The following is a 24,933-nucleotide window of genomic DNA, read 5'->3' on the forward strand; positions in this document are numbered from 1 at the left end:
CGTCGGCTCGAATCAGGAGCGATCCGATGAAAGTCCTTGAACGCAGATGGCATGAAATCAGTGGCGCGGCCGGCGTGGCGGCGCTCGCCGCGATCGAAAGCGCGGTGGTGCTGGCAATCGTCACGATGACGGGCATCGGTCACTGACGCCCCCGTCGCCAGGCCGCGGCTGCCGCCGTGGAAGATGTACAAGCGCGCTGGCAAATTCCTCCGTCGCCCGGCAAGCCCGGTGCAGGTGCGTTATCAGCGTGAACGGGGCTTGGCTCCGGTGTACGCGCCGCGCGCGTGGCACAAGCGGTGCTCCCGTATCGTCCCGATCACGAAGGAGGCGTTCATGTATCGCGTCAACGAGATCATGTCGCGCGACGTAGTGTGCGTCGCGCCGACCGACACGATTCGCCATGCGGCCGAATTGATGCAGCGCTTCGATATCGGCGTGCTGCCCGTTTGCGACGGCGCCGAACTCATCGCGATCGTGACCGATCGCGACCTCGCGGTGCGGGCGTTGTCGCACGGCCATTCGCCCGATACGCCGGTACAGGCGGTCGCGTCCAGGCCCGTGCAGTGGTGCGTCGAGGACGACGGCGTCGGCGACGTTCAACAGCGGATGGCCGACGTGCAGCTGCACCGCTTGCCGGTGCTCGACCGCAGCCGGAAGCTCGTCGGCATGGTGTCGCTCGGCGACATCGCCACGCGCGCGGGCGGACCGGCGCGCGACGAGCTGGCCAATACGCTCGAGGACGTCTCGTTGCCGCGCCGCCGCTGACCGACGCCCCGATCATCCCGCGGCCTGCCGCCCCGGCGCACTACCCGCGCAACGAGTCTGCGCGCGGGCCGGGCTGCCGCTTCGACCAGGAGGTTTTCGATGACAACGGACAAACCGTCGCGCGACGCCGCGCGCATCGTCGGCGCGAATCCGCGTACGGCCGCCGGCGGGCCGGGACCCGACGTGATGGCCGCCCGCACGCTCGAAGGCGATCGCGTGCTGACGATGGACGGCGACGACATCGGCAAGATCGCCCACATCATGCTCGACGTGCGCACCGGGCGGATCGCGTATGCGGTCGTGTCGTCCGGCGGTCTGCTCGGGATCGGCGACAAGCTGCTCGCGGTGCCGTGGAACGCGCTCGTTCTCGATGCCGAACGCGAATGCTTCGTGCTGCCCGTCGACACTGCACGTGTGCGCGAGGCGCCCGGCTTCGACAAGAGCCGCTGGCCGACGATGGCCGACCCCGAGTGGGCCGAAGCGCTGCATGCGTATTACGGCCGTTCGCCGTACTGGCTGATCGAGGAAGGCGAAACGGCGCTCGATTCGCCGCCGTACGAGGCGTCGCCGGGCGGCCCGGAAGACGGGACGCGGCAGCACTGAACGCTATCCGAACTGTCCGCCCGAAAGCCGGTCACTGCGCGGTGGCCACCGCCTTCGCGAGTTGCCGCGCGGCGCCCAGATGCGCGTTCAGCGTGGGCAGCGTGCGGGCCGCGAATGCGCGTAGCTGCGCGTCGCGGCCCTCTTTCGCCTCGGCTTCGTAAAGCCGGACCGCCGCTTCGTGCGCGTGTGGGCCGGCCAGCGCCACATACGCCGTATCGAACGCGCGCCCGTTCTTCGCCCGCAATGCCGTCACGGCCGGGTCCACGAGCATACGCGTCTGGACCGGCACGCCCTTTTGCGCGCCAAGGTGCCGCAGTTCGTCCGCGATACGCGCGTGATCGTCGACCATCCGGCGCGCGAAGGCCTTCACGTCCGCGTTCGACGAGCGATCGAGCGCGAGCTGGCCGGCCTGCCGTTCCACCTTGCCGATCATGCCGGCCTTGTCGACGAACTCGGCGTCGATGCCGGTTGGCCGCTGCGTCATGCCGGGCTCGTCGGCGGTCGGGCCGGGGAGGATGACGCCCGGTGCGACCCGGGCGGACGAAGCCGGCGTCTGCGCGTGCGAAGCCGCGCACGCCAGGACACCGGCGATGGCGGTCAGCACGCTGCCCAGCCGCCGACGCGTGCGTTGCTCGATTCGGGTCGTTTTCGTCATCCGGGGCCTCCCGTGTGGAACGACGGAGCGGGCCGGCCGCGCGGCTTGCCGTCACGCGGGACGATGGGCCGACGACGTGAAGAAATCGGTCCACGCGCCGTGGTGCCATGCACCCTCGGTGCGCTCCACCGACAGCGCGCCGGCCGCGAGCATCGTCCGCTCCGCGAACGTGATCGTGCGCCGCGTCACATGCGCGGCCAGCACGACGCCGTTTTCGCATTGCTTCAACGCGCCATGCCCCTCCGGCGCATCGCCGCGCATCTTGCCGAGCGCGCCGCACAACGCGCCGACATAGCCGCCCACGAGCGGCACGCCGATCCACGCGAGCGGCGAATGAAGGCCGCCGAGATACAGCAGCGCGGCCCCGGCGAGCCCGACGACCGCGCCGACGGCCACGCCTTCCAGCGCGCCGAGGCCGCCGGGCCGCGCGGCGGAGTCCGCATAGACGTCGCCGCCGAGCCAGAACAGCGCGTGCTGCCCGGGCGGATTGAGAAAGAAGACCTTCACGTCGTCCCGATGGATCGCGTGGCCGCGCAACTGCTCCGCGCAGCGTTCCGCCTGTTCGAGCCGCGAGAAGCGGCCCGCGATGATGGTGTCCATGTCGAACCTCCTGCCCGGTGACGCGCAGGGTCGCGGGCGCGCGACGCCCGATCGGCCCGGCGCTGGCCCGCGCATCACGTTACTTCCGGCGAATCTGCAGCTTGTCGCGCACGCCGCTCACGCCGCTGACGTCGTGCGCGACGCGGATGGCGGTCGCGCGTTGCCGCTCGTCGGGCACGTTGCCCGTGAGTTCGACCACGCGGTCGCGAACCTGCACATCGATGTCGCTGGAGGCCAGGCCGCGTTCGGCGACGAGCGCGGCCCTGACGCGGGACGCGAGCGTCGCATCGCGGATCTGGCCCCCGACGGCCGACGCCTGGCTCGCCAGCTTCGCACGGGTGCTTTCGTCGGCCGATGCGTAGCGGGGCGTCGCGAACCATGCACACGACATCATCAGTATGCTCGCGATCGGCACGACCGGCGTCCTGCGTCGGGTGCGTGCCGGCTTGCCGTCCGTGCCGTCGCGCCGCGGGTTTTCCGTTGCGTCCATCGCGTCTCCTTTTTCGTATGTGCTCAGCGTCAGGCGACCGGCGTGCCGCGCCGTCCGTGTGCGCCGCTACTGCTCGCGCGGCTTCCCGCCGCTCCTGTCGTTCGGGTCGTCCGGTACGACGTCGACGATCACGCTCGCGAGCGTCGGCATGTCGACCGGCTTGCACAGATAGGCATCGAACCCGGCGGCCATCACGCGGCGCCGGTCTGCCTTGCCGGCGTGCGCGGTGACGGCGACGACCGGCAGATGCCCGCCGCCGTTCGGCAGGCGCCGGATCCGGTCCAGCAGCCAGTAACCGTCGCCGTCCGGCATCGCGAGATCCGACAGCACGACGCTCGGCTGCTGCCGCTCGACCGCCTCGAGCGCATCGTGCCCCGACTGCGCGGTCGATACCTGCGCGCCCATCGTTTCGAGCGCCACCGCGAGGCTCGTCCGCGACGTCGGGTCGTCGTCGACCACGAGCACGCGCTGGCCGTCGAGCGCGACCGTATCGGACATACGCTTCGCGCGTGGCGGCTGCTCCACCGGATCGTCGGCGTCCCAGCCGGCCGGCAGCGTCACCGTGACGGTCATGCCGCGCCCCGCCCCCGCGCTCGTCGCGACGACCTCGCCGCCATGCAGCTGCGCGATGTTGCGCACGATCGACAGGCCGAGCCCCAGGCCGCGCTTTGGCGACGTGAACGCGCCTTCCGGCCGGCTGAACGTGTCGAACAGGTGCGGCAGGTATTCCGGCGCGATGCCTTGCCCGGTATCGGAGACCGACAGCCGCACGCGCTCCCCGGCACGCGTGAGCGACACGTTGATGCGTCCGCCCGGCGGCGTGAACTTGATCGCGTTCGACAGCAGGTTCGACAGGACCTGGCGCAGGCGTTCGCCGTCCGCCGGAATCACGCAGGCCGGCATCGCGTACTCCGTCGACAGCACGAGCCCGTTCGCCTCGGCCGTCGCGTCGAGTTCGCGCGCGGCGTCGCGCACGATCCGCACGAGATCGACCGGCACGCGTTCCAGGCGCAGCCGGCCGGTCGCGAGGGACGACGCGTCGAGCAGGTCGGCGACCATGTGCGACAACGACCGCGCGCTGCGATCGATCGCGTCGACCGCCTGTTGCGCGAGGCCCTGCCCGTCGGCGTTGCGCAGCACCTCGACCCAGCCGTAGATCACGTTCAGCGGCGTGCGCAGTTCGTGCGACACCGTCGCCAGCAGTTCGTCCTTCAGCCGGTTCGACGCGTCGGCCTGCACGCGCGCGTCGCGCGCGCCGCGCAGCGAGCGCAGGTGGTGGCGTTCGCCCGCTTCGCGCAGCGTCAGCGACAGGCCCGTGCAGTTGCCCTGCGCGTCGACGAGCGGCGACGCGGCGAAGGTGGCGCGAAAACGGCCGCCGTCGGGTCGCACGCACAGGACGTCGAGCGGCCCGACCGGCGTGCGCAGGTTCGCGAACGACACCGGCACCGCATGCCGGCGCAACCAGCGCGGCGCGATCATCGTGACGATGTCGCGTCCGCTCGCCTGGGCCGGATCGATGCCGAAGATGTGTGCCGCGGCCGGATTCCAGCTGACGATCCGGCGCTCGGCGTCGGTCCCGACGATCGCATCGGGCGACGCATCGACCACGCGGCGCAGCAGCCCGTCGTCGGACACGCACGCGACGGACGACGGCTCGCGATGCGGCGGATACGGATCGTCGTCGTGGTCGCCGGTCCCGTGCGGACGATCGTTCGCGAGCAGCGGCTTCACCGCCGCCACCAGCACGCATTCGACGAAACCGATCGCGACGAACGCGCCGGCTTGCGCCAGCAGCGTAACCAGCGGCGCGTCGCGCCACCACAATGCGGAGATCACGCCGACGCTCGCGACGGTCGCGACGAGGCCGCCGCCGAACGACGTCAGCCATGCGGCGGCCGCCACGCCGGCATAAAAAGGCAGCGGCGCAAAGGGCGCGTGCTGGCCGACGGCCCGAATCGCCCACGCCTGCAGCGCGGACGCCAGCCCGACGGCCAGCACGACCCATGCACCCTGCCGGAACAACTCACGGGTCAGAGTCCTCATTGCGTCCTTGCATCGCGCCGGCTCCCGTCGTGCGGGGGGATGCCGCCTTTCGGCCATCCGGCATACCGTCGAGCGCGCCGGGCGAGCAGGAAAACGCCAGCAAACGACGTACCCGATGGTGGCCGCGCGCGGCGTTCCGGGGAACGGATGGCCGGACCCTCCGCCCGCGTCGGCTGCGGCCCGGATGGGTGGCTGCCGGTGTTGCCGCGCGCACCGTCGCAAGGGGTCGCCGGCCGCTTTTTTCATCGAGTTTCTGTAAAAAAGCGCCGGTTATCACCTGACCGACGCGTCGTGCAAGGGTGCGCGAAAAACGATGGACGATTTCTTTCGCTCGCGCCGCGCACATTGGAATTTTCTATTCCGCGGCACCTTCGCGGTCGTTTCGCTGTCGATGATAAATATTGCAACCAACGGGACGCGTGATGCCGTTTTTCAAAACGGCCCGCGAACGCCTATGGGTGAATCCGCCAACCGGACGAAGCAGCGCGCAGACGGTCGCCGGCTGTCCGGCCGGTCCGCCGCGATGCGCGCGCTGCTCGCCCGTATCGACAAAATCGCGCCCACCCGCGCGAGCGTGATGATTGCCGGCGAAAGCGGGGTCGGCAAGGATATCGTCGCGCGCCGGCTGCACGATCTGAGCACGCGGCGCGACGGCCCGTTCGTGCCGATGAACTGCGGCGCGATTCCCGCCGATCTTGCCGAGGCGCAACTGTTCGGGCACGAGAAAGGCAGTTTTACCGGCGCGATCACGCAGCGCGAGGGTTTCTTCGAAGCCGCGCGCGGCGGCACGCTGTTGCTCGACGAGGTCGCGGAAATGCCCGCCGCGCTGCAGGTGAAACTGCTGCGGGCGATCGAGTCGAACACGATCGTACGCGTGGGCGGCACCGAATCGATTCCGCTCGACTTGCGGTTCGTGTCGGCCACCCGCCACAATCCTGCCGACGCGGTGCGCGACGGCCGGCTGCGCGAAGACCTGTTCTACCGGCTCGCCGCGTTCGCGATCTACGTGCCGCCGCTGCGCCAGCGCGACGGCGACGTCGAGACGATCGCGCAGGAATTCGTCGACACGCTGAACGCGCGGCATCGCGCGCACAAGCGGCTGACCGACGCGGCGATCGCCGCATTGCGCGCGTATTCGTGGCCCGGCAACGTGCGCGAGCTGCACAACACGATCGAGCGCGCGTACATCCTGGCGGACGAAGGCATCGACGTCGCCCTGCCGAAGCAGCCGATGCCGGTGGCCGACAGCACGTCGGAAGGCGCGATGGCGCTGCCGGTCGGCGCGACGCTGCACCACGCGCAGCAGCGCTTCATCGCGGCGACGCTGCGTCACTTCGACGGCAACAAGCCGCGCGCGGCCAAGGCGCTCGGCATCAGCCTGAAGACGCTCTACAACCGGCTCGCGCTGATGCGCGATCAGGACGGTTCGTAAGCGGCGCGGTCGGCCGCCGCGTCAGGCGACCTTGAACTGCCCGACCGTCGTCGCGAGCGCGTTCGCCTGCGACTGCAGCGCGGTGGCGGCCGCGGTCGACTGTTCGACGAGCGCCGCGTTCTGCTGCACCATCTCATCGAGCTGGCTGACCGCGCGGTTCACTTCCTGGATCCCGCGCGTCTGCTCGTTCGCCGCATGCGTGATCTCGGAGATGATGGTCGTCACGTTCGCCACGTTGGCCACGATCTCGCGCATCGTATCGCCGGCCTGGCGCACCTGCCCGGACCCGGCCGACACGCTCGCGACCGTCGACTCGACCAGCACCTTCACTTCGCGCGCGGCCTGGGCGCTGCGTTGCGCGAGGCTGCGCACTTCCTGCGCGACGACCGCGAAGCCGCGGCCCTGTTCGCCTGCCCGCGCCGCCTCGACGGCCGCGTTCAGCGCAAGGATGTTGGTCTGGAACGCGATCCCGTCGATCACGCCGATGATGTCGCCGATCCGGCCCGATGCTTCCTCGATCTTCCCCATCGTCGCGACGACGTCCGACACGACCACGCCGCCGTGCGACGCGATCCGCGACGCGGCCGCCGCGCGCTCGTCGGCCTGGCCGGCGGCCGCCGCCGACTGACCGACGGTCGCGGTGATCTCTTCCATCGACGCCGCGGTTTCCTCGAGGCTCGCCGCCGCCGATTCGGTACGCGACGACAGGTCCTGGTTGCCCGCCGCGATCTCGTTCGCGGCCGTGCGCACCGATTCGCTCGCGTCGCGGATCTGGCGCATCACGTCGTTCAGCTTGTCGACGAAGCTGTTGAACGAGCGCGCGATGTCGGCGACTTCGTCGCGGCCGTCGGCCGGCAGCCGCTTCGTCAGGTCGCCGGCGCCCGAGCCGATCGCGGCCATCGCCTGGCGCACCTGGGACAGGCGGCGGAACGCGGTCGCGGTGATCGCGCCGATGATCAGCGACGCCACGCCGACGATCACGATCAGCGTGATCAGCGACGCGGTCAGCAGCGAGCGCATCCCGGCCGTCGCCTCGGTCTTGTCGAGCAGCACCAGCGCGTACCAGTCGGTGCCCGGCACCGGCTTCGCGCGCACCAGCTTCGCGTCGCCGCCGACGCCGACCTCGACCGGCGCGTTCGCCGCCGCGATCGACGCCACGCCCAGCGAGCCGAGTTCGGGCGACACGTCGGCGACCGGCTTCAGCGTGAGCTTGGCGTCCGGGTGGGCGACGACGTGGCCGCTGCTGTCGACCAGCATCCCGAAGCTCGCCGGCGTCGGGCGGATCGACTTGACGTTGGCGATCACGCTGTCCATCGACAGGTCTGCGGCGACCACGCCCTTCAGCGCGCCGTCGCGCAGGATCGGCACCGCGAACGTGACGACGAGATTGCCCGTGCCGGCATCGACGTACGGCGGCGTGACGACCGGCTTGCCGGCCTGCGCGGCCTGCTTGTACCACGGGCGGCCCGTCGGGTCGTAGTCGGGCGGGATGCCGGTCGGGTCGGAGAAGTGGAACGCCTTGTCGGCATAGCCGGCATAGACGTTCGTGAAGCCGCCGGCCGCCGCCATCTGCTTGAACACAGGCAGCGGGTCGGGCGTCAGCGCGGCATCCTGCAGCGACGCGATCATCCGGCTGCGGGTCGCGACCCAATCGGCGATCCCGACCACGTGGCCGCTGGCGACGGAGGTCAGGTTGCGGTCGATCGCGTCGTCGTTGTACGCGCGTGCGATGAAATAGTTGATCAGGGTCGTGGCGACGAGCGCGAATACGACGATGGCGACGCACGCGGCAAGGATGCGGGCGCGAATGGACGAGAACATGGCAACGACTCGGTAAGAGAGCAGGAACGCCCGATTGGACGAATTCACCGTGTAAACGGCAAATCGGGCCACTTACTTGAGGTCGTTGTGACGATTCGACGAAACGTATGACGACAGGTGTCTGCGACTGCCAATAAATCGTCAGGATGGCCGGGTTCGACCTGCGTGCTGCCCGCCGGCTACTCCCTACAGCCGGTGGCGCGGACGTGGATCGGCGTCCGCGGGCGCCGCATCGGCCCGGGTGTCGCGGTCGAAGACGTCCTTCTGGCGCATCCGCTCGCGCAGGTGCCGGATCGCGAATACGTGGATGTAGTCGTGCACGCGCGCGCCGGACGACAGCGCACGCACTTCGTCGTCGAGCATCGCACGCAGCTGATCCGCGCCGATCGCGCGCCGTTCGGCGGCTTCCTTCAGTGAATCGAGCAAATTGTCCTTGGACATCGACAGACTCCTGACGGTCGAGGAACGAAAAGATGACGGTACTGGAAGCTTAAAGACTGGACAGACACGCGGCGTACGATGCGCCGGCGCGGGTTTGCGCGCGATCAACGGCACGTCGCGTGCCGCCGCGTCGATCCGTTTCCGAACCGTTCGCGCAGGGTTCGCGGTGCACATGGCCCGCGAACGAGACTGGATGGAAGCCTTGCCACGCCACCCCGGGGCGCGGCATGGGCGACGGGCGGCGGGTGGACCGCCGCGCGACGCCGATGCAGTGGGGAAACTTAGACCGTCCGAAATCATGCGTCAAGCGCCCCCCTGCGATGCATTCGTCGGACGAACGCGGCGGTGCGGCCGATCATCCGCCGCGCGTGTCAGCGGATTCCGATAGCGCCGCGCAATTTCCTGACAGCGACTTCAGCGCGCGCCGCTTGGCAGCGCGCCGTCGCCACACGATACTGATCACATGAACCAGGCGTTCATACCGGAACATCGCTCAGTCGGCCATCGAGCCGGCACGCGGGGTCTGGCGCAGGAGACCAACCATGGCACATCGCACCTTACCGGGCCGGGACGGCCAGCGGCGCGCGTCGGGCAACACGCGCGCCCTGCCCGCCCGGCCCGCGTCGGCCGGCAACCGTCCGTCCGACGACCTCGACACCTTGCTCGCGCTCGCACGCGAGGCCGGATTGCTCGTCACGCTCGACGGGCAGATCGGCCGCGAAAAGTATCAGAGCGTCGCGGGATCCGTCCTCGCGTTGCAGCGATTCGCCGCGGCGCTGTCCGCGCGCAACGCGGCCGACGCGCCGGCCGCATCGGAGCCGCGTCGCAAGGCGCGCCCCGGGTGGCCCCATGCGAATCGTTTGCGCAGTCGCACGTGCAGCGTATGTGCGCCGCTCCATGTCGTGCGTCCGCATGCGCGGGTCCGTCGCTGCACGGGCCGCCGGCACGACCTGCGATCGATTCTTCGCTCCCTCTGATCTGCGCACGTCACCGGCGCACGGCACCGCGCCGTGCATGCGCGCTGTCCGCCGCGATCCGTATCGAAGCGACCGCGCGCGATGACGCGCAGCTCGACGCGGCCGCATTCCAGACGATTCGTACGGGGAAATGAATTCGGCGGGGCCAGGCGGAAAGCGGACGGGGTGACTTCCACCCCGCCCGTCCTCCAAGGCAACCGTCGGTTGCCTACCCTCGTGCCAGAGAGTTTCCGGTCGGATGGCGCGCCGGACACACACGCGGCGCGGCGCCCGAACATGATGTGGCGGCGAGTGCGACAGCGATCGCCTTTCATCGCCTTTCGCACGCCGGCGCGGCCTTGGTCCCGCATGCATGCGAAGGCCAGCCGCGTCGCGGGGACGCTCCCCCACTGTCTCACGCGACATGCGCCGCGTTTCTGATGCAGGTCAATCCATACCGCTTCGATCGCGACGACACGCGATTCATTCCGCACCGCGCACCAGCAGCACCGGCACCTGCGCGAGATGCGCGACCCGCCGCGCGACGCTGCCGATCAGCCAGGCGGCGATGCCGCGACGGCCATGCGTGCCGACCACCAGCAGCTCCGCCCGCCAGTGCACCGCATCGCGCATCAGTGCATGGGCCACGTCGTCGCTGGTCGGATGCGTTTCGACGATGCCGCGCTTGGTCGGGTTGCCTGTCGCATGAAACAGCGGGCCGATCTTAGCGAGCGCATCCTCGCCCTCTGCGCGGTACGCATCCTCGAGGGCGCGCACCGGCACGACATCGGTCAGACGAACCGCGCGATCGATCACGTACGCCGCATACAGCAACGTCGTCGGCGCCGCGAAGCCGAGCCCCACGCGCACCGCGTGCAGCGACGGCTCGCTGCCGTCGACCGCGAACATCAGCCGCTGCAGCGTGCCGTCCGACGTCCGTGCATAGGCCGACGGCACGATCAGCAGCGCGCAGCGCGCGCGTTTCGTCAGCGCGTCCGACATCGCGCCTTCGACCAGCCGCAACAGCCCGTGATGCGGATTCGCGCCGATCGCCAGCACGTCCGCGTGCCACGTCGACGTATCGTTGACCAGTGCGTCGGCGACCGAGCCGCCCGTGACCGACGTGTCGACGACCACTTGTTCGACTTCGATCCCGCTGTCGGCGAACAGCGCCGCGATCCGCTCGCAGGTGGCCTGCGCGTCGCGCATCATGTCCTCGCGCGCCGACGTCAGCAGCGCGTCGATGCGCGGAATGTCGGGCAATACGAGACGCGGATTGTCGATCGCGCAAATGATGCGCAATCGCATGCCGGGACGCAGCAGCGTGCGCACGTAACGGGCGGCGGTCAGCGATTCGGGCGTCGGATCGACGGCCAGCGCGATTCGCGCGAGCGTCGGGATGGGCTGGGCAGGCTGCATGGCGAAGGTCTCCGTGCGTGCACGTCGTCGCCGGGCGACGACGGGGCGTTTCGCGCGGCGGCCGGACAGCCGCTACGGTCAGGGATCGGCGGGATGCCACGCGAAGCGCGGACAAGCAATGCGTTCGTTCAGCATAGGCCGTCCGGCCCGCGCGTGCATGATCGCGATCAACGATCGCGAACGGTCGCGCGGCACCCTGCCCGCGCGGCTTACGACTTCGTCGGCACCGACGCAGCCGGACGGTTCGCGTAGAACAGCATGTACGCGATGCCGAGCAGCACGATCCACACCGGCCCGATCACGAGCGCGACGCGCGTATCGGGCGTGAACGCCATCAGCACGACGACCAGCACGAGAAAGCCGAGCGCGACGAACGAACCGAGCGGAAAGAGCGGCACGCGGATGGGCAGGCGCGCGATCTGGTCGGCCGACAGCGTGCGACGAAAACGCATCTGCGCGATCAGGATGACGCACCACGTCCAGATCGCGCCGAACGTCGACACCGACGTGAGCCACGTAAACACGTGCTGCGGCGCGAGATAGTTGAGTAACACGCCGATCAGCAGTAGCGCGACCGACACGGCCACGCCATACACGGGCACGCCGCTGCGGTTCACGCGACCGAGCGCGGCCGGCGCCTGGCCCTGCTGCGCGAGGTTGTAGAGCATCCGCGCGGTGCTGAACAGGCCGCTGTTGCACGACGACAGCGCCGCGGTCAGCACGACGAAGTTGATGATGCCGGCGGCGGCCGGAATGCCGAGCCGCGAGAACGTCATCACGAACGGGCTGCCCTGCGTGCCGATCTGGTCCCACGGATAGAGCGACATGATCACGAACAGCGCGCCGATGTAGAAAATCAGCACGCGCCAGAACACCGAATTCACGGCCTTCGTCAGCGACTTCTCCGGATTGCGCGCCTCGCCAGCCGTGAGGCCGAGCATCTCGACGCCGAGATACGCGAACATCACGATCGGCAGCGCGGCGATCACGCCGTTGATTCCGTTCGGCATGAAGCCGCCGTGCGACCACAGGTTCGAGATGCCGGTCGCGATGCCGCCGTTGCCGATACCGAACGCGATCATCAACCCGCCGCCGACGATCATCAGCACGATCGTGACGATCTTGATCAGCGCGAACCAGAATTCGAATTCGCCATACAGTTTGACCGCGATGAAGTTCACCGAGCCCATCGCCAGCAACGCCGCGAGCGCCCAGATCCAGTTCGGCACGCCGGGAAACCACATGTGCATGTAGACGCCGACCGCGGTGATTTCCGCCATGCAGGTGACGATCCACACGAACCAGTAGGTCCAGCCGGTCAGATAACCGGCGAGCGGGCCGAGGTAGTCGCGCGCGTAGCGGCTGAATGCGCCGGCGACCGGATTGGTGATCGCCATCTCGCCGAGCGCGCGCATGATCAGGAAGATCGCGAGGCCGCCGAGCAGGTAGGTCAGCAGGATGGCCGGGCCGGCCGTGCGGATCGCGGTGGCCGAGCCGAGGAACAGGCCGACGCCGATCGTCGCGCCGAGCGCCATCAGGTTGATGTGGCGTTCTTCCAGCCCGCGGTGCAACTGGTCTTCAGGTTGTTTCAAATTCGTCTCCTGGCAGCCGCGAGCGGGCCGCCGTCATTGTGTCGATGACCATGCGCGACCGTTCATGCCGATTTTGGCGGCCGAAAACGAAATAATCCCCGCTGTCGATTCCCGAATGAGAAACGACACGGATGCCGCGTCAATTCGGTTGGAATTGGCGCGGATTATCCGCATTTCACCGAACAAGCCGGAAATACGGATAGGGTCTTTTCACGGAATACACCCGAGCGCCCCGCGCGACACGGCTGTGCGCGTGACGAGCGGTAACGGGATCCATCGCTTTCGGCGCGAACGAACGCGCGTCGAATGTGCGCAATCAAGCGCACGCAATATGCAGGCGGGATTATAGGGAGGATCGGCGGCTTCACGCCAGGCGATTTTGGGGAAATCGCGGTGGGGGAAGCGGCGGTTGAATTTGAATGCGAGGGACGCGGCGTACGTATTTACGGCCTGCGGATTTATTTCGACAACGTCGCCCGCACCGTATATTCGCCTTCCAGCCCGCCCTGCTCGGGCCGCACGAAATACCGCGACGAATCCAGATCGGCCGGCAGCGGCTCGACCGGATAACCGTGCTTTTCCCACGCATCGAGCCCGCCCTTCAGCGCGCGGATGTTGTGGATCATCTTCTTGCGCTGCATCTTCGCGATCAGGCGCTTCGCGGTCGCTTCGTTCGGGCACACGCAATAGACGACGATCGGCCGCTTCAACACTTCGGGGTCGAGCAGGTCCGGCGAATCGAGATCGACCGGCACCGCGCCGGCAATCCGGTACGGCTCGCGTTCGCGAATCGCCTTCGGCCGCGCGTCGAAGATCAGCGGCGGCTCGTCGGACGTCATCATTTCGACGAGCTGCGGCGGCGAGATGCGCACCTGCGCGAGATAGCGGCGGAACTGCACGCGGCGCACCCAGCGGTACAGCAGGAACGTGATGAAGATCGCGAGGAACGCGTCGAGGATCGTGCCGCCGCTCGCGCGCACCCACAGCACGAACTGGACGATCTGGTCGTGAATGGCCGCGCCGCCGATCAGCCAGAACGCCGCCCACAGCGACGCGCCGGCCAGATCCCAGAACAGGAACACACCGATGCCGATCGCGGTCGTGCCGAGCAGCGGCGCCGATACGAGGCCGAGGCCCGGCAGGAATTTCGACAGCACGAGCAGCGGCGCACCATACCTTTCGAATACGTTACGCGCGAAACGCAGCGTCGTGTCGAGCGACAGCGAGAAGCGCACGAGGCCGTTCAGCAGGCGCCGGCCACGCGTGCGGCCCATGAAGAACCACAGCGAATCGGCCAGCATCGTCGCGCCGATCGCCGCCGCGAACATGCTGACCCAGGACGCCTGCCCCATCGCCGCCATCGTGCCGCCGAGAATCAGCATCGGCACGGCCGGCACCGGCACGCCGAGCTGCGTGATCAACACGCTCGCGAACACGGCCCACGGGCCGAGCGACGATGGAATTGCGATGGGAAAGTGCCACACGGCGGCGCTCCTGGAAGACATGCGGGCCGCGCGACAGGGCCGTCGGTACGGCGGCGCAACGGCCACCGCGGCATGTCCGCGACCAACCGGTGCATCCTGCGCATTCTAAACGGGTTTGGCCTCGACCGCGCGGAACACGGGCCGTCCGCACGGGCTTTGCGCCCGGCGTGACGCGACCGTGACGGTCACACGTCCGGGCGCTGCGCAAGTTGCGCGACATGTTCCGCGTAGTCGGGAAACTCGGCCGCGAGCGCGGCCGCGTCCGCCAGCTCGAATTCCGAGAATTCGAACCCCGGCGCCACCGTGCAGCCAACGAGCGCGACGTGCTCCGGCGACGCGCAGCGCGCGCCGAACCAGCTGCCGGCCGGCACGACCGCCTGGAACACGGTGCCCGGATGCGTGAGCGGGTTGCCGAGCCGGTGGATCGTCAGCCCGTCGCGCGCGTCGAGCACCCACACTTCGATCGGATCGCCTGCGTAGAAATGCCAGACCTCGTCGGAGCGGATGCGATGCCACGACGAATACGCGCCGTCGCACAGCAGGTAGTAGATCGCGGTCGACGCGGCACGTGGCGCGCCGTCGGCCGGACGCACGACCGAATCGGTCGCGCGGTAGGTTTCACGGAAATAGCCGCCTTCGGGATGCGGCTGCAGGTCGAACTGGCGAATCAGGTCGGTCGCGGAAATCGGCATGGCGGATGACGTCGGTAAGGGTGAAAACCGGCATCCGGCGGGGTTGCCCGACCCTCATTCTTGCGATCGCGTGCCGCCGGATGTCCCTGCGTCGATCGCCGCGGCCATGCGCGCGGCGAACAAGCGGACACCGGCCGATGCTGCCAGAACTACGTGCCGGGAGGCAACCGCCGACGTGCAATCACGCACCGGCGAACGTACCGGTGGCACGGCGCAGTACGCCGATCACGCCCATGTGCGGTCAAGCAAGCGGCGCCCTGCGGCCCGCCAATGCGCGAGGCAGGCAGCGTCGACCGCCGCGCCGCGTCGCTTATGCGGCCGCCGGCGTCCCGCCCTCGGCGTGCCGCACCAGCAGCACGGGCCGGTCGGCCGCGCGCAGCAACGATTCCGCTACGCTGCCGAGCAACAGCCTGCGCAGGCCGTGCCGCCCGCTGGTGCCCATCACGACCAGATCGGCGTCGGCTTCGGCCGCCGTGCGCATCAGCACCGTCGCGATGTCCTCGCCGTACGCGTCGAGCGCGCGCACCGTGCCCCGCACATGCTGCTGCGCGAGCGCGGCTTTCGCGTCGTCGAGCACCGGCGTCGCGGCATCGGTCGCGGCGACGTCGCCGTCGCGCTCGGCTGCGAAGCCGGCGTCGACGTCGACGAGCTGCGGCCGATGTTCGACGACGTACGCACACGTCACTTCGCCGCCGGACGCGGCCGCGATCCGGATCGCCTCGTTCAGCGCGAGACGTGCGCTCGGGCTGCCATCGAGCCCAACGAAAATCCGCTTGTACATGGTCCGTCCCTCCGACCGGGCGTGCGTCGCGCGTTGCGCAACCACGGCCCGTTACCGCGAGCCGGCCCGGCGCCGGCTTGCCTGCCGAACAGTCTGCCCCACGTGCCGACGCGTGCGTTGACGCGCGTCAAGCGTGGCCGGCGCGCCCGCTGCTGCACGCCGTTTGCCGCAATTTCAACTGCCCCCATTACAAAAAATGTGTAAAACGCGCACAATTTCGTCCTGAAAATCGTCGTTGCACGCAGCCGGTGCGAGTTTCCCCCCGGTTTTGCCGCGCTGCCCGCGTGCCCCGGGCAGCCCGAACAACAGAATGGCCATCGAATGACCGTCAGTGGAACCCCGACGCGGGACGCCCGAGAGCCGACGCGCCTCGAGATCATGTTACGCCAGCCGCTCGCGGCCGGCGTCGTTGCGCTGTGCGCGGGCGCCGTGCTGTCGCTCGGCGTCGCGCTGCTCGTGCGCGAGCAGTGGCAAACCGCCGTTCATACGCGTTTCGAGCGTCGGACCACGCACGTGACCGCGATGCTGCGGCATGAACTGCAGGCCGGTGTCGCCGTGCTCGAAGGTGCGCGCGGCGCGTTCGGCCTCGTCCCGGACATGACGCCCGGCCAATGGCGCCGGTATGCGGAGACGCTCGATCTCGACAGCGGCCGCTCGCCGGTCCGGCAGATCGGCTATGCGCCGCTGACGCGCGCGGCGCGCGGCGCGCTGGCCGGCGCGAAGCCGCTGCCGGCCGATCCGCTCGCGGCAACGACGCTCAGCGCGCCCGTGTCGAACTCGCCGGTCGTGCGCTTCGGTGCGTCCGACGCGGCGCCGCTCACGCGCGCGCTGCGGACCGGCGATATCGCGCTCGGCGTCCACCCGGCCGACGACGACGCGTCCCGCGACGCCCGCACCCTGACGCTGTTCCTGCCCGTGACGAGCTCGCCGTTGGCCGCCGCCACGCCGTCCGGCACGCGGGAAGCCGGCGTCGACGGGATGCTGTTCGCGGCGCTGAGCCCGCGGCGCCTGGTCGAGCGTGCGCTCGACGCGGAACGCGGGATCGATCTGTGGATGACCGCCAGCGGCGATTCGCGCGCGATCGTCAGCGTCGAGACGACGACCGACGAAGCATCGGCGTCGCCCGACCTGATGCGGCGCACCGATGTGCTGAATTTCGGCGGCACCGCGCTGACGCTCGCCTATTCCGCGGACGGCCGGCCGAGCGCGACCGGCGCGCAGCGTGCGGCCGGCACCGTGCTCGCCGCCGGGCTGATCGCGTCGTTCGGGTTCGCGGCGCTCGTCCATGCGCTGCTGCGCGGCCGCGCCGATGCGGGCGCGAGCAGTCGCGGCAGCCTCAACGAAGCGCGGATGATGGGCATCATCCGGTCGTCGATGGAAGCGATCATCACGATCGACGAGAAGCAGACGGTCGTGATCTTCAATCCGATGGCCGAGCAGGTGTTCGGCGTGTCCGCGATGGAGGCGATCGGCGCGCCGCTGTCGCGCTTCATTCCCGAACGGTTCCGCGCGGCGCACGCGAAACACGTCGACCAGTTCGGCGTGACGGGCGTGTCCGAGCGGCAGATGGGCCGCCAGCGCGTGCTGTTCGGGCTGCGCGCCAACGGCGAGGAATTCCCGATCGAAGCATCGATCTCGCAGATCCGCGACGCGTCGGGCAAGCTGTATACGGTGATGCTGCGCGACATCACCGAGCGGCTGCGGGCCGAGAACGCGCTGAAACAATCACGCGAGGAATTGCGCGAACTATCGGCGAACCTGCAGAACGTGCGCGAAGAGGAAAAGACCCGCATCGCGCGCGAGCTGCACGACGACCTCGGGCAGCAGCTCACCGCGCTGAAGATGGATCTGTCGGTCGTCGAACAGCAACTGCGCATGCCCGGCCGCGCGCAGCCCGACGCAGGCCTGCAGACGCATCTGCAAGGCATGCGGCGGCTGATCGACGCGACGGTCGCGTCAGTGCGGCGCATCGCGGCCGACCTGCGGCCGGTAATGCTCGACGACCTCGGCCTCGTGCCCGCGATCGAATGGCTCGCGAACGATTTCACGAACCGCTACGGGATCGATGTCGAGCGCCACATCGAAACGGGCGGCCTCACGTTCACCAGCACGGGCGCGACCACGCTGTTCCGGATCGTCCAGGAAGCGCTGACGAACGTCGCGCGCCATGCGGATGCGACGCGCGTGGCGTTGCGGCTCGACATCGAGGAAGGCTTTTGCGTGCTGCGCGTCGCGGACAACGGCCGCGGCGCGGCGCCCGGCGGGCCGGCCCACGAGGACAAATCGTTCGGCCTGATCGGCATTCGCGAACGCGCACACATGCTGGGCGGCACCGTGACCATCGATACCGCGCTCGCGCGCGGTTTCTCGATTACCGTCTCGTTTCCGCTCGGCACCGTTCAACAGGACACGCTCATCACATGATCAAGGTGCTCATCGCCGACGACCATACGCTCGTACGCGACGGTCTGCGGCACATCCTCCAGAACGCCACCGGATTCGAGGTGGCCGGCGAAGCCTTCGACGGCCCGTCGACGATCGCGCTGGTGCGGGCGACGCCTGCGCAGGTACTCGTGCTCGACCTGTCGATGCCGGGCCGCAACGGCGTCGAACTGATCAAGCAGATCAAGGACGAGAAGCCCGCGCTGCGCGTGCTCGTGCTGACGATGCACGCGGAGCAGCAATACGCGGTGCGTGCGTTCCGCGCGGGCGCGTCCGGCTATCTGACGAAGGAAAGCGCGAGCGCGGAGCTGGTCGGCGCGGTCACGAAAGTGGCGTCGGGGGGCGTCTACGTGAGCCTCGCGATGGCCGAGCAGTTCGCGCAGAGCCTGAACGAGCCGGCCGAAACGCTGCCGCACCAGCGGCTGTCCGACCGCGAATTCGACGTGTTCCGGCGGATCGCCGCCGGCCAGACGCTGACCGAGATCGCGAACGCGTTGTGCGTGAGCGCGAAGACGGTCAGCACCTACAAGACCCGGATCCTGGAAAAGATGCAGATGCCGCACGAAGCGGCGCTCGTGCGTTACGCGATGCGGCACAAGCTGCTCGACGAAACGGACGACGTGTAACGGACGACGTGTAGCGGACGACGTGTAACGGACGACGTCTGGCCGGCGTGGTGTGGGCCTCGGCAGGCCCGCGCATGACGCGTTACTTCGCGGGCACCGGGCACGCGAGGTCGCCTTCCTCGCAGGACAGATAGCCTTTCAGCGTTTCGGTGCGCACTTTGGTCAGATCGTCGAGGCAGGTCGATACGACCATCGGGTATGCACTGCCGCCCTCGGCATTCGCACTCGAGAAATGGCATTCGGCGTCGCGGTACGCGATCCACGCGCGCTGCGCGTCCACGAGCTTGTCGGCGAGCGGCCGCGCGCCGCGCAGGCGCGCGGTGACGGCCTGGTAGATCCGGTTCAGTTCCCCGTCGGATTTCTTGTACGCGCGATCGGCACACGCCGTCATCGTCGCCTGATCCGTCGCGTCCGCACAATTCGCCTGCGCATGGGCGACGCTCGCCACCAGCGCCAGCGAGCCCAGCAGACCGGTCAAGACACGCATGGATGCTCCTTTGTTGTTCGTTGAAGTGTGGAACCCGGTGCCTTGTTGCGCCCCGTGTGCATGGGCCGCGCCACCGCGTCGACATCGACCGCGATGCTAGCGCACGCGCGGCGGATTGTCAGCGGGTGCCGGGGTGACGCCCGAGACGCGATTTCGCCGGTTGTCGTGTTTTCCCGACGGCGAAAGCATCCGATCGCTGCGCATCATTGAAAAAGCCCGCACTCGAAACTGAACCGAGTGCGGGCTTTCTCGACAAACCTTCAGCCACGGTCCCCAGGGCCGCGACACAACGGCCGACTTAGTGGCCGAAATACACCGACGAGCGGTCGCTGACGGCCGGCACGACCGCGCGCTGGCCCGACTGGGACGTCGCGACCGGGTTCGAACCGTAACCGGTTGCGTCGGCTTGCGCGCCCGTGTTCTGCGCGGCGGCGATCTTGGCCTGGGCGGCCTGGATGTTTTCCGGATAGTTGATCCAGTCGTTCGGGTTGTAGCCGGCCTTTTCGAGCTGGACCAGCTCGGCGCGCACTTGCGCGCGCGTCAGCGGCTGTTGGTTCGATTGGGCGAACGAGACGACCGGTGCAGCCACGAGGGCGGCCAGTGCAACTGCCTTGATCAGCGATTTCATGATGCGTTACCTCCAGGATTGTTTTGTCAGGCGCTTCGGACTCGGGGTCGTTGCGCATGAGTAGAAGTCTAGGAGTCGCGGCTATCAGGGTAAATACTTAAATCGCAAATTCACTGTTGACCGAAACCGTACAATCGCGCGGGAATAACGCGATTCATCAGACGATTATCGACGCTCGCACACCGAATGCCACTCTTCGGCATCCGGCACGCTCGGCAGCGCGTCAGCGCGGGCGAGCGGTATCCACCGACGCCATCTGCCTGTCGAACAGCAACGCCTTGAGGCGCACGCGATCGTCGGCATCGATGTCGCCGAACGCCGCATGATGCAACGTCAGCGCTGGGGCCGCCGGGTCGGCATGCACGGCCCGCACCGTGCCGTCGAGCGCCAGTTGCTCGACGCGGCCGCCTGTTTCGTACGGAAGCAGCACGCGCAACGGCTCGCCGGTGGCCGCGAGCGGCCGGTCGACGGCGATCGACAAGCCGCTCAGGCTGATGTCGTGCACCATTCCGATGCCTTCCGCCCCCTGCGCCCCGCCGCTGCAGCGTGCGGCGATGCGCACCGGCACGCGCGGCTCCGCGCGCGCACGCAGCCGGTCGACGAAGCCGGGCGGCGACAGGATCATGAACGGCGCGGCGCCTGACGCCTGCACCGATTCGACCGTCGCGCCGAAACGGAACACCGCGGCAGCGCCGATCGCCACCGCTTCAACGTCGTCGCCGCGTGCGAACTCGAGCATGGCGGCGGGTAGCGGTTCGACGAACAGCGCGCCCGACGCACCGACACCGATCAGCCGGCAGCGTTGCAGCGCACGCGTCGTGCCGACCCGGCGGCGAATGCCGATCGCGGCGCCCGCCGACAAGCCCATGCGCGTGGCGGGCCCGCCCGCCGCCCCGGGCACGCTCGGCTCGATGCCGCTGCCCTCGCGTCGGCGTACGGGGTGGAAATGGTCGAACAGGAACGCATGCTGCGCGGCATCCTGCAGCGTCGTGCCGGCCGGCAGCAGCGCGGCACCGTCGGCGTCGTAGAGGTCGAAGCCGAGCGGGACGCCGGCGGAAAGATCGTCGCGCGCGAGCGCGACGTAGTCGGTGGAAAGCCGCATCGGAGAAGCGCGGAGCGACCGCGCGAGCTATCGTGACAACTTGATTACGGCAGCATCGCGCGGAATCTGAACGGCTTCGTTACTGCGACGCACCCGTGGCATCGGGCGACGCCGGGACCGGCACCGGCACTGGCGGTGGCGGAGCCGGCACGGCCGACGGGGCGGCGCCGACGCCGGTGCTGCTTCCGCTCGTGATACTGGCGCCTGCCGGCGGCTGCGCAGGCTGCGATGCGCTCGCCGACAGCGCCGCAGCCGACGCGGCCACTTCGGACGCCGGCACCCATTCCTCGACGATGCCGCCGGACGCGGCATCCGGCGCCGATGCAGCCGAAGCCGCCGACGCCGCCTCTTCGTCGGTCTCGGCCGGACGCTCGATACGCTGTGTCCTGACCGGCGTGGGCGCCTTCTTCGCCTCGGGCGGGAACCACGTGTCGAACAGGTCGGTCACGCGCTCGCGCAGCGATCCGAACCAGCCCGGCGACGGCTCGGTATCGAATTTCGCCTTCGTATCGACGATCCGGGCGCGCTGAGCGCGCTGGAAGAAATCGCCGACGATCGGCAGCGCGCTGTGCGCGCCCTGCCCCCAGTAATCGCTGCGCAGCGTCACGCGGCCGTCGTCGAACCCGACCCACGCGCCGGCGACGAGGCCCGGCTGCATCAGGATGAACCAGCCATCCGCGTTGTCCTGCGTCGTGCCGGTCTTGCCGGCCACGTCGCCGCGGATCCCGAAGCGGGTGCGGATGCTGCCGCCCGTGCCGCGCGTCACGACGTCGCGCATCACGTCGAGCAGCGTCTTGTCGGTTTCGGCATCGAGCGCACGCTCGGGCGGCGCCGGTGCGTATTCGGCGAGCACCTCGCCCTGGCGGTTCTCGATGCGCGTGACCATCTGCGGCTCGACGTACAGCCCGCCGTTCGCGATCGTCGCGTACGACGCGACCATTTCCTTCAGCGTGACCGGGCTCGTGCCAAGCGCGAGCGACGGCACGCGTTCGAGCGGGCTTTCGCGCACGCCCATGTCGCGCGCGAGCCGCGCGACGGCGCCCGGCCCGACCTTCTCCATCACTTGCGCGGTGATCCGGTTGCGCGACAGCGCGACGGCGTCGCGCAGCGTCATCGGCTTGCCCGTCGGCGGCGCGTCATCGTTCGGTCGCCAGATCTCGCCGCCCTTCAGCGGAATCTCGACCGGCTGGTCGATGAACGTGTCCTCCGGCTTCATCCCGCTCGCGAACGCGGCGCCATAGACGAACGGCTTGAACGTCGAGCCCGGCTGGCGCCGCGCCTGCGCGACGTGGTCGAACGGCTCGCGCGTGAAGTCGCGGCTGCCGACCCACGCGCGGATCTGCCCGTCGCGCGGATCGATCGCGAGGAAGCCGGCCTGCACGTCGGTCTTCGCCTTGCACAGCGCATGCAGGAAGCCGCGGTCGGCCGCGAGCAGCTTCATCGCCGCCGCGTCGTCCTTGCCGGCGTCCTGCGCGGCCTTGTACTCGGGCGATTCGCGCATGAAGGTGCGGAACACCTCGTTGTCGGTGCCGCAGCCGTCGCGGCCGCTCCACGCGTTGTTCGCGATGCCCTGCAACTGATTGCCCTGCAGCGTGAGCGCCTGCGTCGCCATCTGCTGGAGCCGCGAGTCGATCGTCGTGCGCACGATCAGCCCGTCCGAGTAGATGTTGTAGTCGTTGCGGTCGGCCCACGCGATCAGCCACTTGCGCAACTGCTGCGCGAAATGCGGCGCCGGCCCGGGCGGCTCCTTCTGGCGCTCGAAGTCGATGCGCAGCGGCCGGCGCTGCAACTGCGCGAACTGCGCCGGCGACAGCTTGCCGTACTTCACCATCTGGCCGAGCACCGTGTTGCGCCGTTGCAGCGCGCGCTCGGGGTTCAGCACCGGGTTGTAGTAGCTGTTGCCCTTCAGCATCCCGACGAGCGTCGCGCTGTCGAGCACGTCGAGTTCGTCGGCCGACTTGTCGAAATAGGTGCGCGCGGCCATCTCGACGCCGTACGCGTTGTACAGGAACGGCACCGTGTTCAGGTAGGTCTCGAGGATCTGGTCCTTGCTGTAGACGGCCTCGATCTTCAGCGCGGTGATCGCCTCCTTCACCTTGCGCGTGAGCGTCGGCGCGCGGCCGATCTCGTCCGGGTACAGGTTGCGCGCGAGCTGCTGCGTGATCGTCGAGCCGCCCTGGCGGCTGCCCGAGAACGTATGGAGCGCGGCCGACGCCGTGCGCTTCCAGTCGAGGCCGTGGTGTTCGTAGAAGCGATGATCCTCGGTCGCGATCAGCGCGTCGACCATGTGCGGCGAGATCTGCTTGAGCGACACCCATTCGCGGTTCGACGGCTTGAATTCGGCCAGCAGCTTGCCGTCGGCCGACAGCACCTGCGCGGGCTGGTCGACGCGCGCCTTGCGGATGTCGCCGATGCCCGGCGTGAACGGGATCAGCGCGACCACGTACACGGCGAACAGCGCCGGCACGGCGGCGGCGGCGAGCAGCGCGCCACGGCGCGTCGGGTGGCGGACATGGCGCCACGCGGTGGCGGCGAGAGGCTTGACCCGCGCGACGGCGGCCGCCGCGACGGGTTGGGCGCGCGCGACCCATCTGGCACAGAAGGCACGCACTGACGGCACGTTTCGGCGATTCACGCGGGTGGGGCTCGGCTGAAAAGGCTGCATCGTACCAAACTCGCGCGGCCGTCCGACCCGCGGCGGCCTTGGGCTGGCACACGCGGTGCGGTGTTACGCCGGCGCTCACGCAAAAAAGGCGCGTGTCCGGCAATCGGAGCGACGCGCCAAACCTGGTACCACAACCGGAACGCCGCGCGACGGCGGCGTGCCCCGCGCCGCGGCTCAGCGCACGAGAAATCCGTACGTGAGCGGATCGCGCTCGTCGACGATCCAGTTCGCGAACCCGCAGATATGCGCGCTGCCTTCCACTTCCGGGATCACGGCCGGGATGTCGCCGACCGTCGTTTCGCGCAGCACGCGGCCCTTGAAGACCGTGCCGACGATCGATTCGTTGACGAGCGTGTCGCCTGCCGCGAGCAGCCCGCGCTGGTAGAGCTGCGCGACGCGCCCGCCGGTGCCGGAGCCGGTCGGCGAGCGGTCGACCTCGCGATCCGCGAACACGCAGCAGTTCGCTTGCGTCGAGCCCGCGTGGCGCGGCGCGTTCGCGATGATCGTGCCGTAGATATGGTTGATTTCCGGGATCTCCGGATGCGCGACCGGATATTTCGCGTTCGCGGCCGCCTTCACCTCGGCGCCGAAGCGAATCAGTTTCTCGACTGCCGATTCGCGCACCGGCAGGTCGAACGGCGCGCCGTCGACATAGAAATAGAACGCGCCGCCATACGCGATGTCGCCGGTCACGGTGCCGAACGACGGCGTGTCGACCGACACGTCGCGCTCCCAGATGAACGACGGCACGTTGACGAAGCGCACGGGCCCCGCATGCTCGCCGTCCCACCGGACGAACGCCTCGATGAAGCCGCACGGCGCGTCGATGCCGACTCGCGTCTCGGGCACCGTGCGCTGCACCCAGCCGAGTTCGACGGCCGCGGTCGACAGCGCGATCACGCCATGTCCGCAATGGTCGCTGTAGCCTTCGTTGTGCACGAAGATCACGCCGAAATCGGCGTTCGGCGACACGGGCTCGGTCAGATAGCCGCCGTACATGTCGGCGTGGCCGCGCGGTTCGAACATCAGCGCGCGGCGGATTTCGTCGGCGTGTTCCTTGAGCCACGCGCGGCGCTGGACGATCGTGTCGCCGGGCAGGCGCGGCAGCCCGCTCGTGACGATGCGGAACGCCTCGCCGCCGGTGTGCACTTCGACGGTGGACAGGGATCGGGAAATTTTCATGGGGGATCGGGTGCGTTGAAGCGAAGG

At 69.0% G+C, this 24,933-nt stretch carries 22 protein-coding genes; 6 read left to right on the top strand and 16 right to left on the bottom strand.

Features of this window, described 5'->3' with window-relative positions:
- Positions 1 to 333: 333 nt before the first annotated feature.
- Complete coding sequence (locus J8I35_RS09930; protein WP_209925180.1) at positions 334 to 765, top strand: CBS domain-containing protein; 432 nt, start codon at positions 334 to 336, stop codon at positions 763 to 765.
- A 99-nt stretch (positions 766 to 864) separates the two neighbouring features.
- Positions 865 to 1,368, top strand: coding sequence for a PRC-barrel domain-containing protein (locus J8I35_RS09935; RefSeq protein WP_050011057.1), 504 nt, complete (start codon positions 865 to 867; stop codon positions 1,366 to 1,368).
- Between the two features lie 31 nt (positions 1,369 to 1,399).
- Here the strand turns inward: J8I35_RS09935 and J8I35_RS09940 are convergent, their stop codons facing one another.
- The 4 genes from J8I35_RS09940 to J8I35_RS09955 all read right to left on the bottom strand — a co-directional run bounded on the left by J8I35_RS09940 (position 1,400) and on the right by J8I35_RS09955 (position 5,156).
- On the bottom strand, positions 1,400 to 2,023 hold the full coding sequence (locus J8I35_RS09940) for a DUF4142 domain-containing protein (protein WP_209925181.1): 624 nt from the start codon (positions 2,021 to 2,023) through the stop codon (positions 1,400 to 1,402).
- A gap of 51 nt (positions 2,024 to 2,074) precedes the next feature.
- A complete protein-coding gene (locus tag J8I35_RS09945; RefSeq protein ID WP_209925183.1) occupies positions 2,075 to 2,623 on the bottom strand; it encodes a hypothetical protein in 549 nt (182 codons plus the stop codon).
- Between the two features lie 79 nt (positions 2,624 to 2,702).
- Entirely contained in the window at positions 2,703 to 3,113 is a 411-nt protein-coding gene (locus tag J8I35_RS09950; protein ID WP_209925185.1) for a BON domain-containing protein, read from the bottom strand.
- Between the two features lie 66 nt (positions 3,114 to 3,179).
- Positions 3,180 to 5,156: an ATP-binding protein gene (locus J8I35_RS09955; RefSeq protein WP_209925187.1), complete on the bottom strand. Its 1,977-nt coding sequence runs from the start codon at positions 5,154 to 5,156 to the stop codon at positions 3,180 to 3,182.
- A 391-nt stretch (positions 5,157 to 5,547) separates the two neighbouring features.
- Between J8I35_RS09955 and J8I35_RS09960 the strand changes: the two genes are divergently transcribed.
- On the top strand, positions 5,548 to 6,588 hold the full coding sequence (locus J8I35_RS09960; protein WP_209925189.1) for a sigma-54 dependent transcriptional regulator: 1,041 nt from the start codon (positions 5,548 to 5,550) through the stop codon (positions 6,586 to 6,588).
- 21 nt (positions 6,589 to 6,609) lie between these two features.
- On the opposite strand, the gene J8I35_RS09965 is transcribed toward J8I35_RS09960, so the two are convergent.
- Together J8I35_RS09965 and J8I35_RS09970 are read right to left on the bottom strand one after the other, a co-directional pair.
- On the bottom strand, positions 6,610 to 8,409 hold the full coding sequence (locus J8I35_RS09965) for a methyl-accepting chemotaxis protein (protein WP_089489369.1): 1,800 nt from the start codon (positions 8,407 to 8,409) through the stop codon (positions 6,610 to 6,612).
- Positions 8,410 to 8,595: 186 nt separating this feature from the next.
- Positions 8,596 to 8,850: a DUF3562 domain-containing protein gene (locus tag J8I35_RS09970; RefSeq protein WP_050011051.1), complete on the bottom strand. Its 255-nt coding sequence runs from the start codon at positions 8,848 to 8,850 to the stop codon at positions 8,596 to 8,598.
- Between the two features lie 542 nt (positions 8,851 to 9,392).
- Between J8I35_RS09970 and J8I35_RS09975 the strand changes: the two genes are divergently transcribed.
- Positions 9,393 to 9,827 (top strand): hypothetical protein, encoded by a 435-nt coding sequence (locus J8I35_RS09975; RefSeq protein WP_089489368.1) that lies wholly within the window; start codon positions 9,393 to 9,395, stop codon positions 9,825 to 9,827.
- Between the two features lie 462 nt (positions 9,828 to 10,289).
- On the opposite strand, the gene J8I35_RS09980 is transcribed toward J8I35_RS09975, so the two are convergent.
- The 5 genes from J8I35_RS09980 to J8I35_RS10000 form a co-directional block, all read right to left on the bottom strand.
- Complete coding sequence (locus tag J8I35_RS09980; protein ID WP_209925191.1) at positions 10,290 to 11,225, bottom strand: universal stress protein; 936 nt, start codon at positions 11,223 to 11,225, stop codon at positions 10,290 to 10,292.
- 209 nt (positions 11,226 to 11,434) lie between these two features.
- On the bottom strand, positions 11,435 to 12,817 hold the full coding sequence (locus J8I35_RS09985; protein WP_209925193.1) for an amino acid permease: 1,383 nt from the start codon (positions 12,815 to 12,817) through the stop codon (positions 11,435 to 11,437).
- 458 nt (positions 12,818 to 13,275) lie between these two features.
- Positions 13,276 to 14,301 carry a DedA family protein/thiosulfate sulfurtransferase GlpE gene (locus J8I35_RS09990; protein ID WP_050011042.1) on the bottom strand — a complete coding sequence of 342 codons (1,026 nt, stop codon included), beginning with the start codon at positions 14,299 to 14,301 and terminating at the stop codon, positions 13,276 to 13,278.
- A gap of 185 nt (positions 14,302 to 14,486) precedes the next feature.
- Positions 14,487 to 14,993 carry a cupin domain-containing protein gene (locus tag J8I35_RS09995; protein ID WP_050011041.1) on the bottom strand — a complete coding sequence of 169 codons (507 nt, stop codon included), beginning with the start codon at positions 14,991 to 14,993 and terminating at the stop codon, positions 14,487 to 14,489.
- Positions 14,994 to 15,303: 310 nt separating this feature from the next.
- Entirely contained in the window at positions 15,304 to 15,774 is a 471-nt protein-coding gene (locus tag J8I35_RS10000) for a universal stress protein (protein ID WP_124554261.1), read from the bottom strand.
- A 321-nt stretch (positions 15,775 to 16,095) separates the two neighbouring features.
- Between J8I35_RS10000 and J8I35_RS10005 the strand changes: the two genes are divergently transcribed.
- A complete protein-coding gene (locus tag J8I35_RS10005; protein WP_209925195.1) occupies positions 16,096 to 18,198 on the top strand; it encodes a PAS domain S-box protein in 2,103 nt (700 codons plus the stop codon).
- Entirely contained in the window at positions 18,195 to 18,842 is a 648-nt protein-coding gene (locus tag J8I35_RS10010; protein WP_006479054.1) for a response regulator transcription factor, read from the top strand. The genes J8I35_RS10005 and J8I35_RS10010 overlap by 4 nt, the downstream gene beginning before the upstream one ends.
- A gap of 82 nt (positions 18,843 to 18,924) precedes the next feature.
- On the opposite strand, the gene J8I35_RS10015 is transcribed toward J8I35_RS10010, so the two are convergent.
- From J8I35_RS10015 to lhpH, 5 genes are all read right to left on the bottom strand, one after another.
- Complete coding sequence (locus J8I35_RS10015; RefSeq protein ID WP_050011038.1) at positions 18,925 to 19,329, bottom strand: lysozyme inhibitor LprI family protein; 405 nt, start codon at positions 19,327 to 19,329, stop codon at positions 18,925 to 18,927.
- A gap of 298 nt (positions 19,330 to 19,627) precedes the next feature.
- Positions 19,628 to 19,957, bottom strand: coding sequence for a DUF4148 domain-containing protein (locus J8I35_RS10020; RefSeq protein ID WP_105132824.1), 330 nt, complete (start codon positions 19,955 to 19,957; stop codon positions 19,628 to 19,630).
- Between the two features lie 223 nt (positions 19,958 to 20,180).
- Positions 20,181 to 21,059, bottom strand: coding sequence for a PilZ domain-containing protein (locus J8I35_RS10025; protein WP_209925196.1), 879 nt, complete (start codon positions 21,057 to 21,059; stop codon positions 20,181 to 20,183).
- 79 nt (positions 21,060 to 21,138) lie between these two features.
- Positions 21,139 to 23,724, bottom strand: coding sequence for a transglycosylase domain-containing protein (locus J8I35_RS10030; protein WP_209925199.1), 2,586 nt, complete (start codon positions 23,722 to 23,724; stop codon positions 21,139 to 21,141).
- Positions 23,725 to 23,898: 174 nt separating this feature from the next.
- Complete coding sequence (gene lhpH, locus J8I35_RS10035; RefSeq protein WP_089489359.1) at positions 23,899 to 24,906, bottom strand: trans-3-hydroxy-L-proline dehydratase; 1,008 nt, start codon at positions 24,904 to 24,906, stop codon at positions 23,899 to 23,901.
- Between the last annotated feature and the right edge of the window lie 27 nt (positions 24,907 to 24,933).

It is taken from the genome of Burkholderia sp. CpTa8-5 (assembly GCF_017815045.1).
GTDB lineage: Bacteria > Pseudomonadota > Gammaproteobacteria > Burkholderiales > Burkholderiaceae > Burkholderia > Burkholderia sola.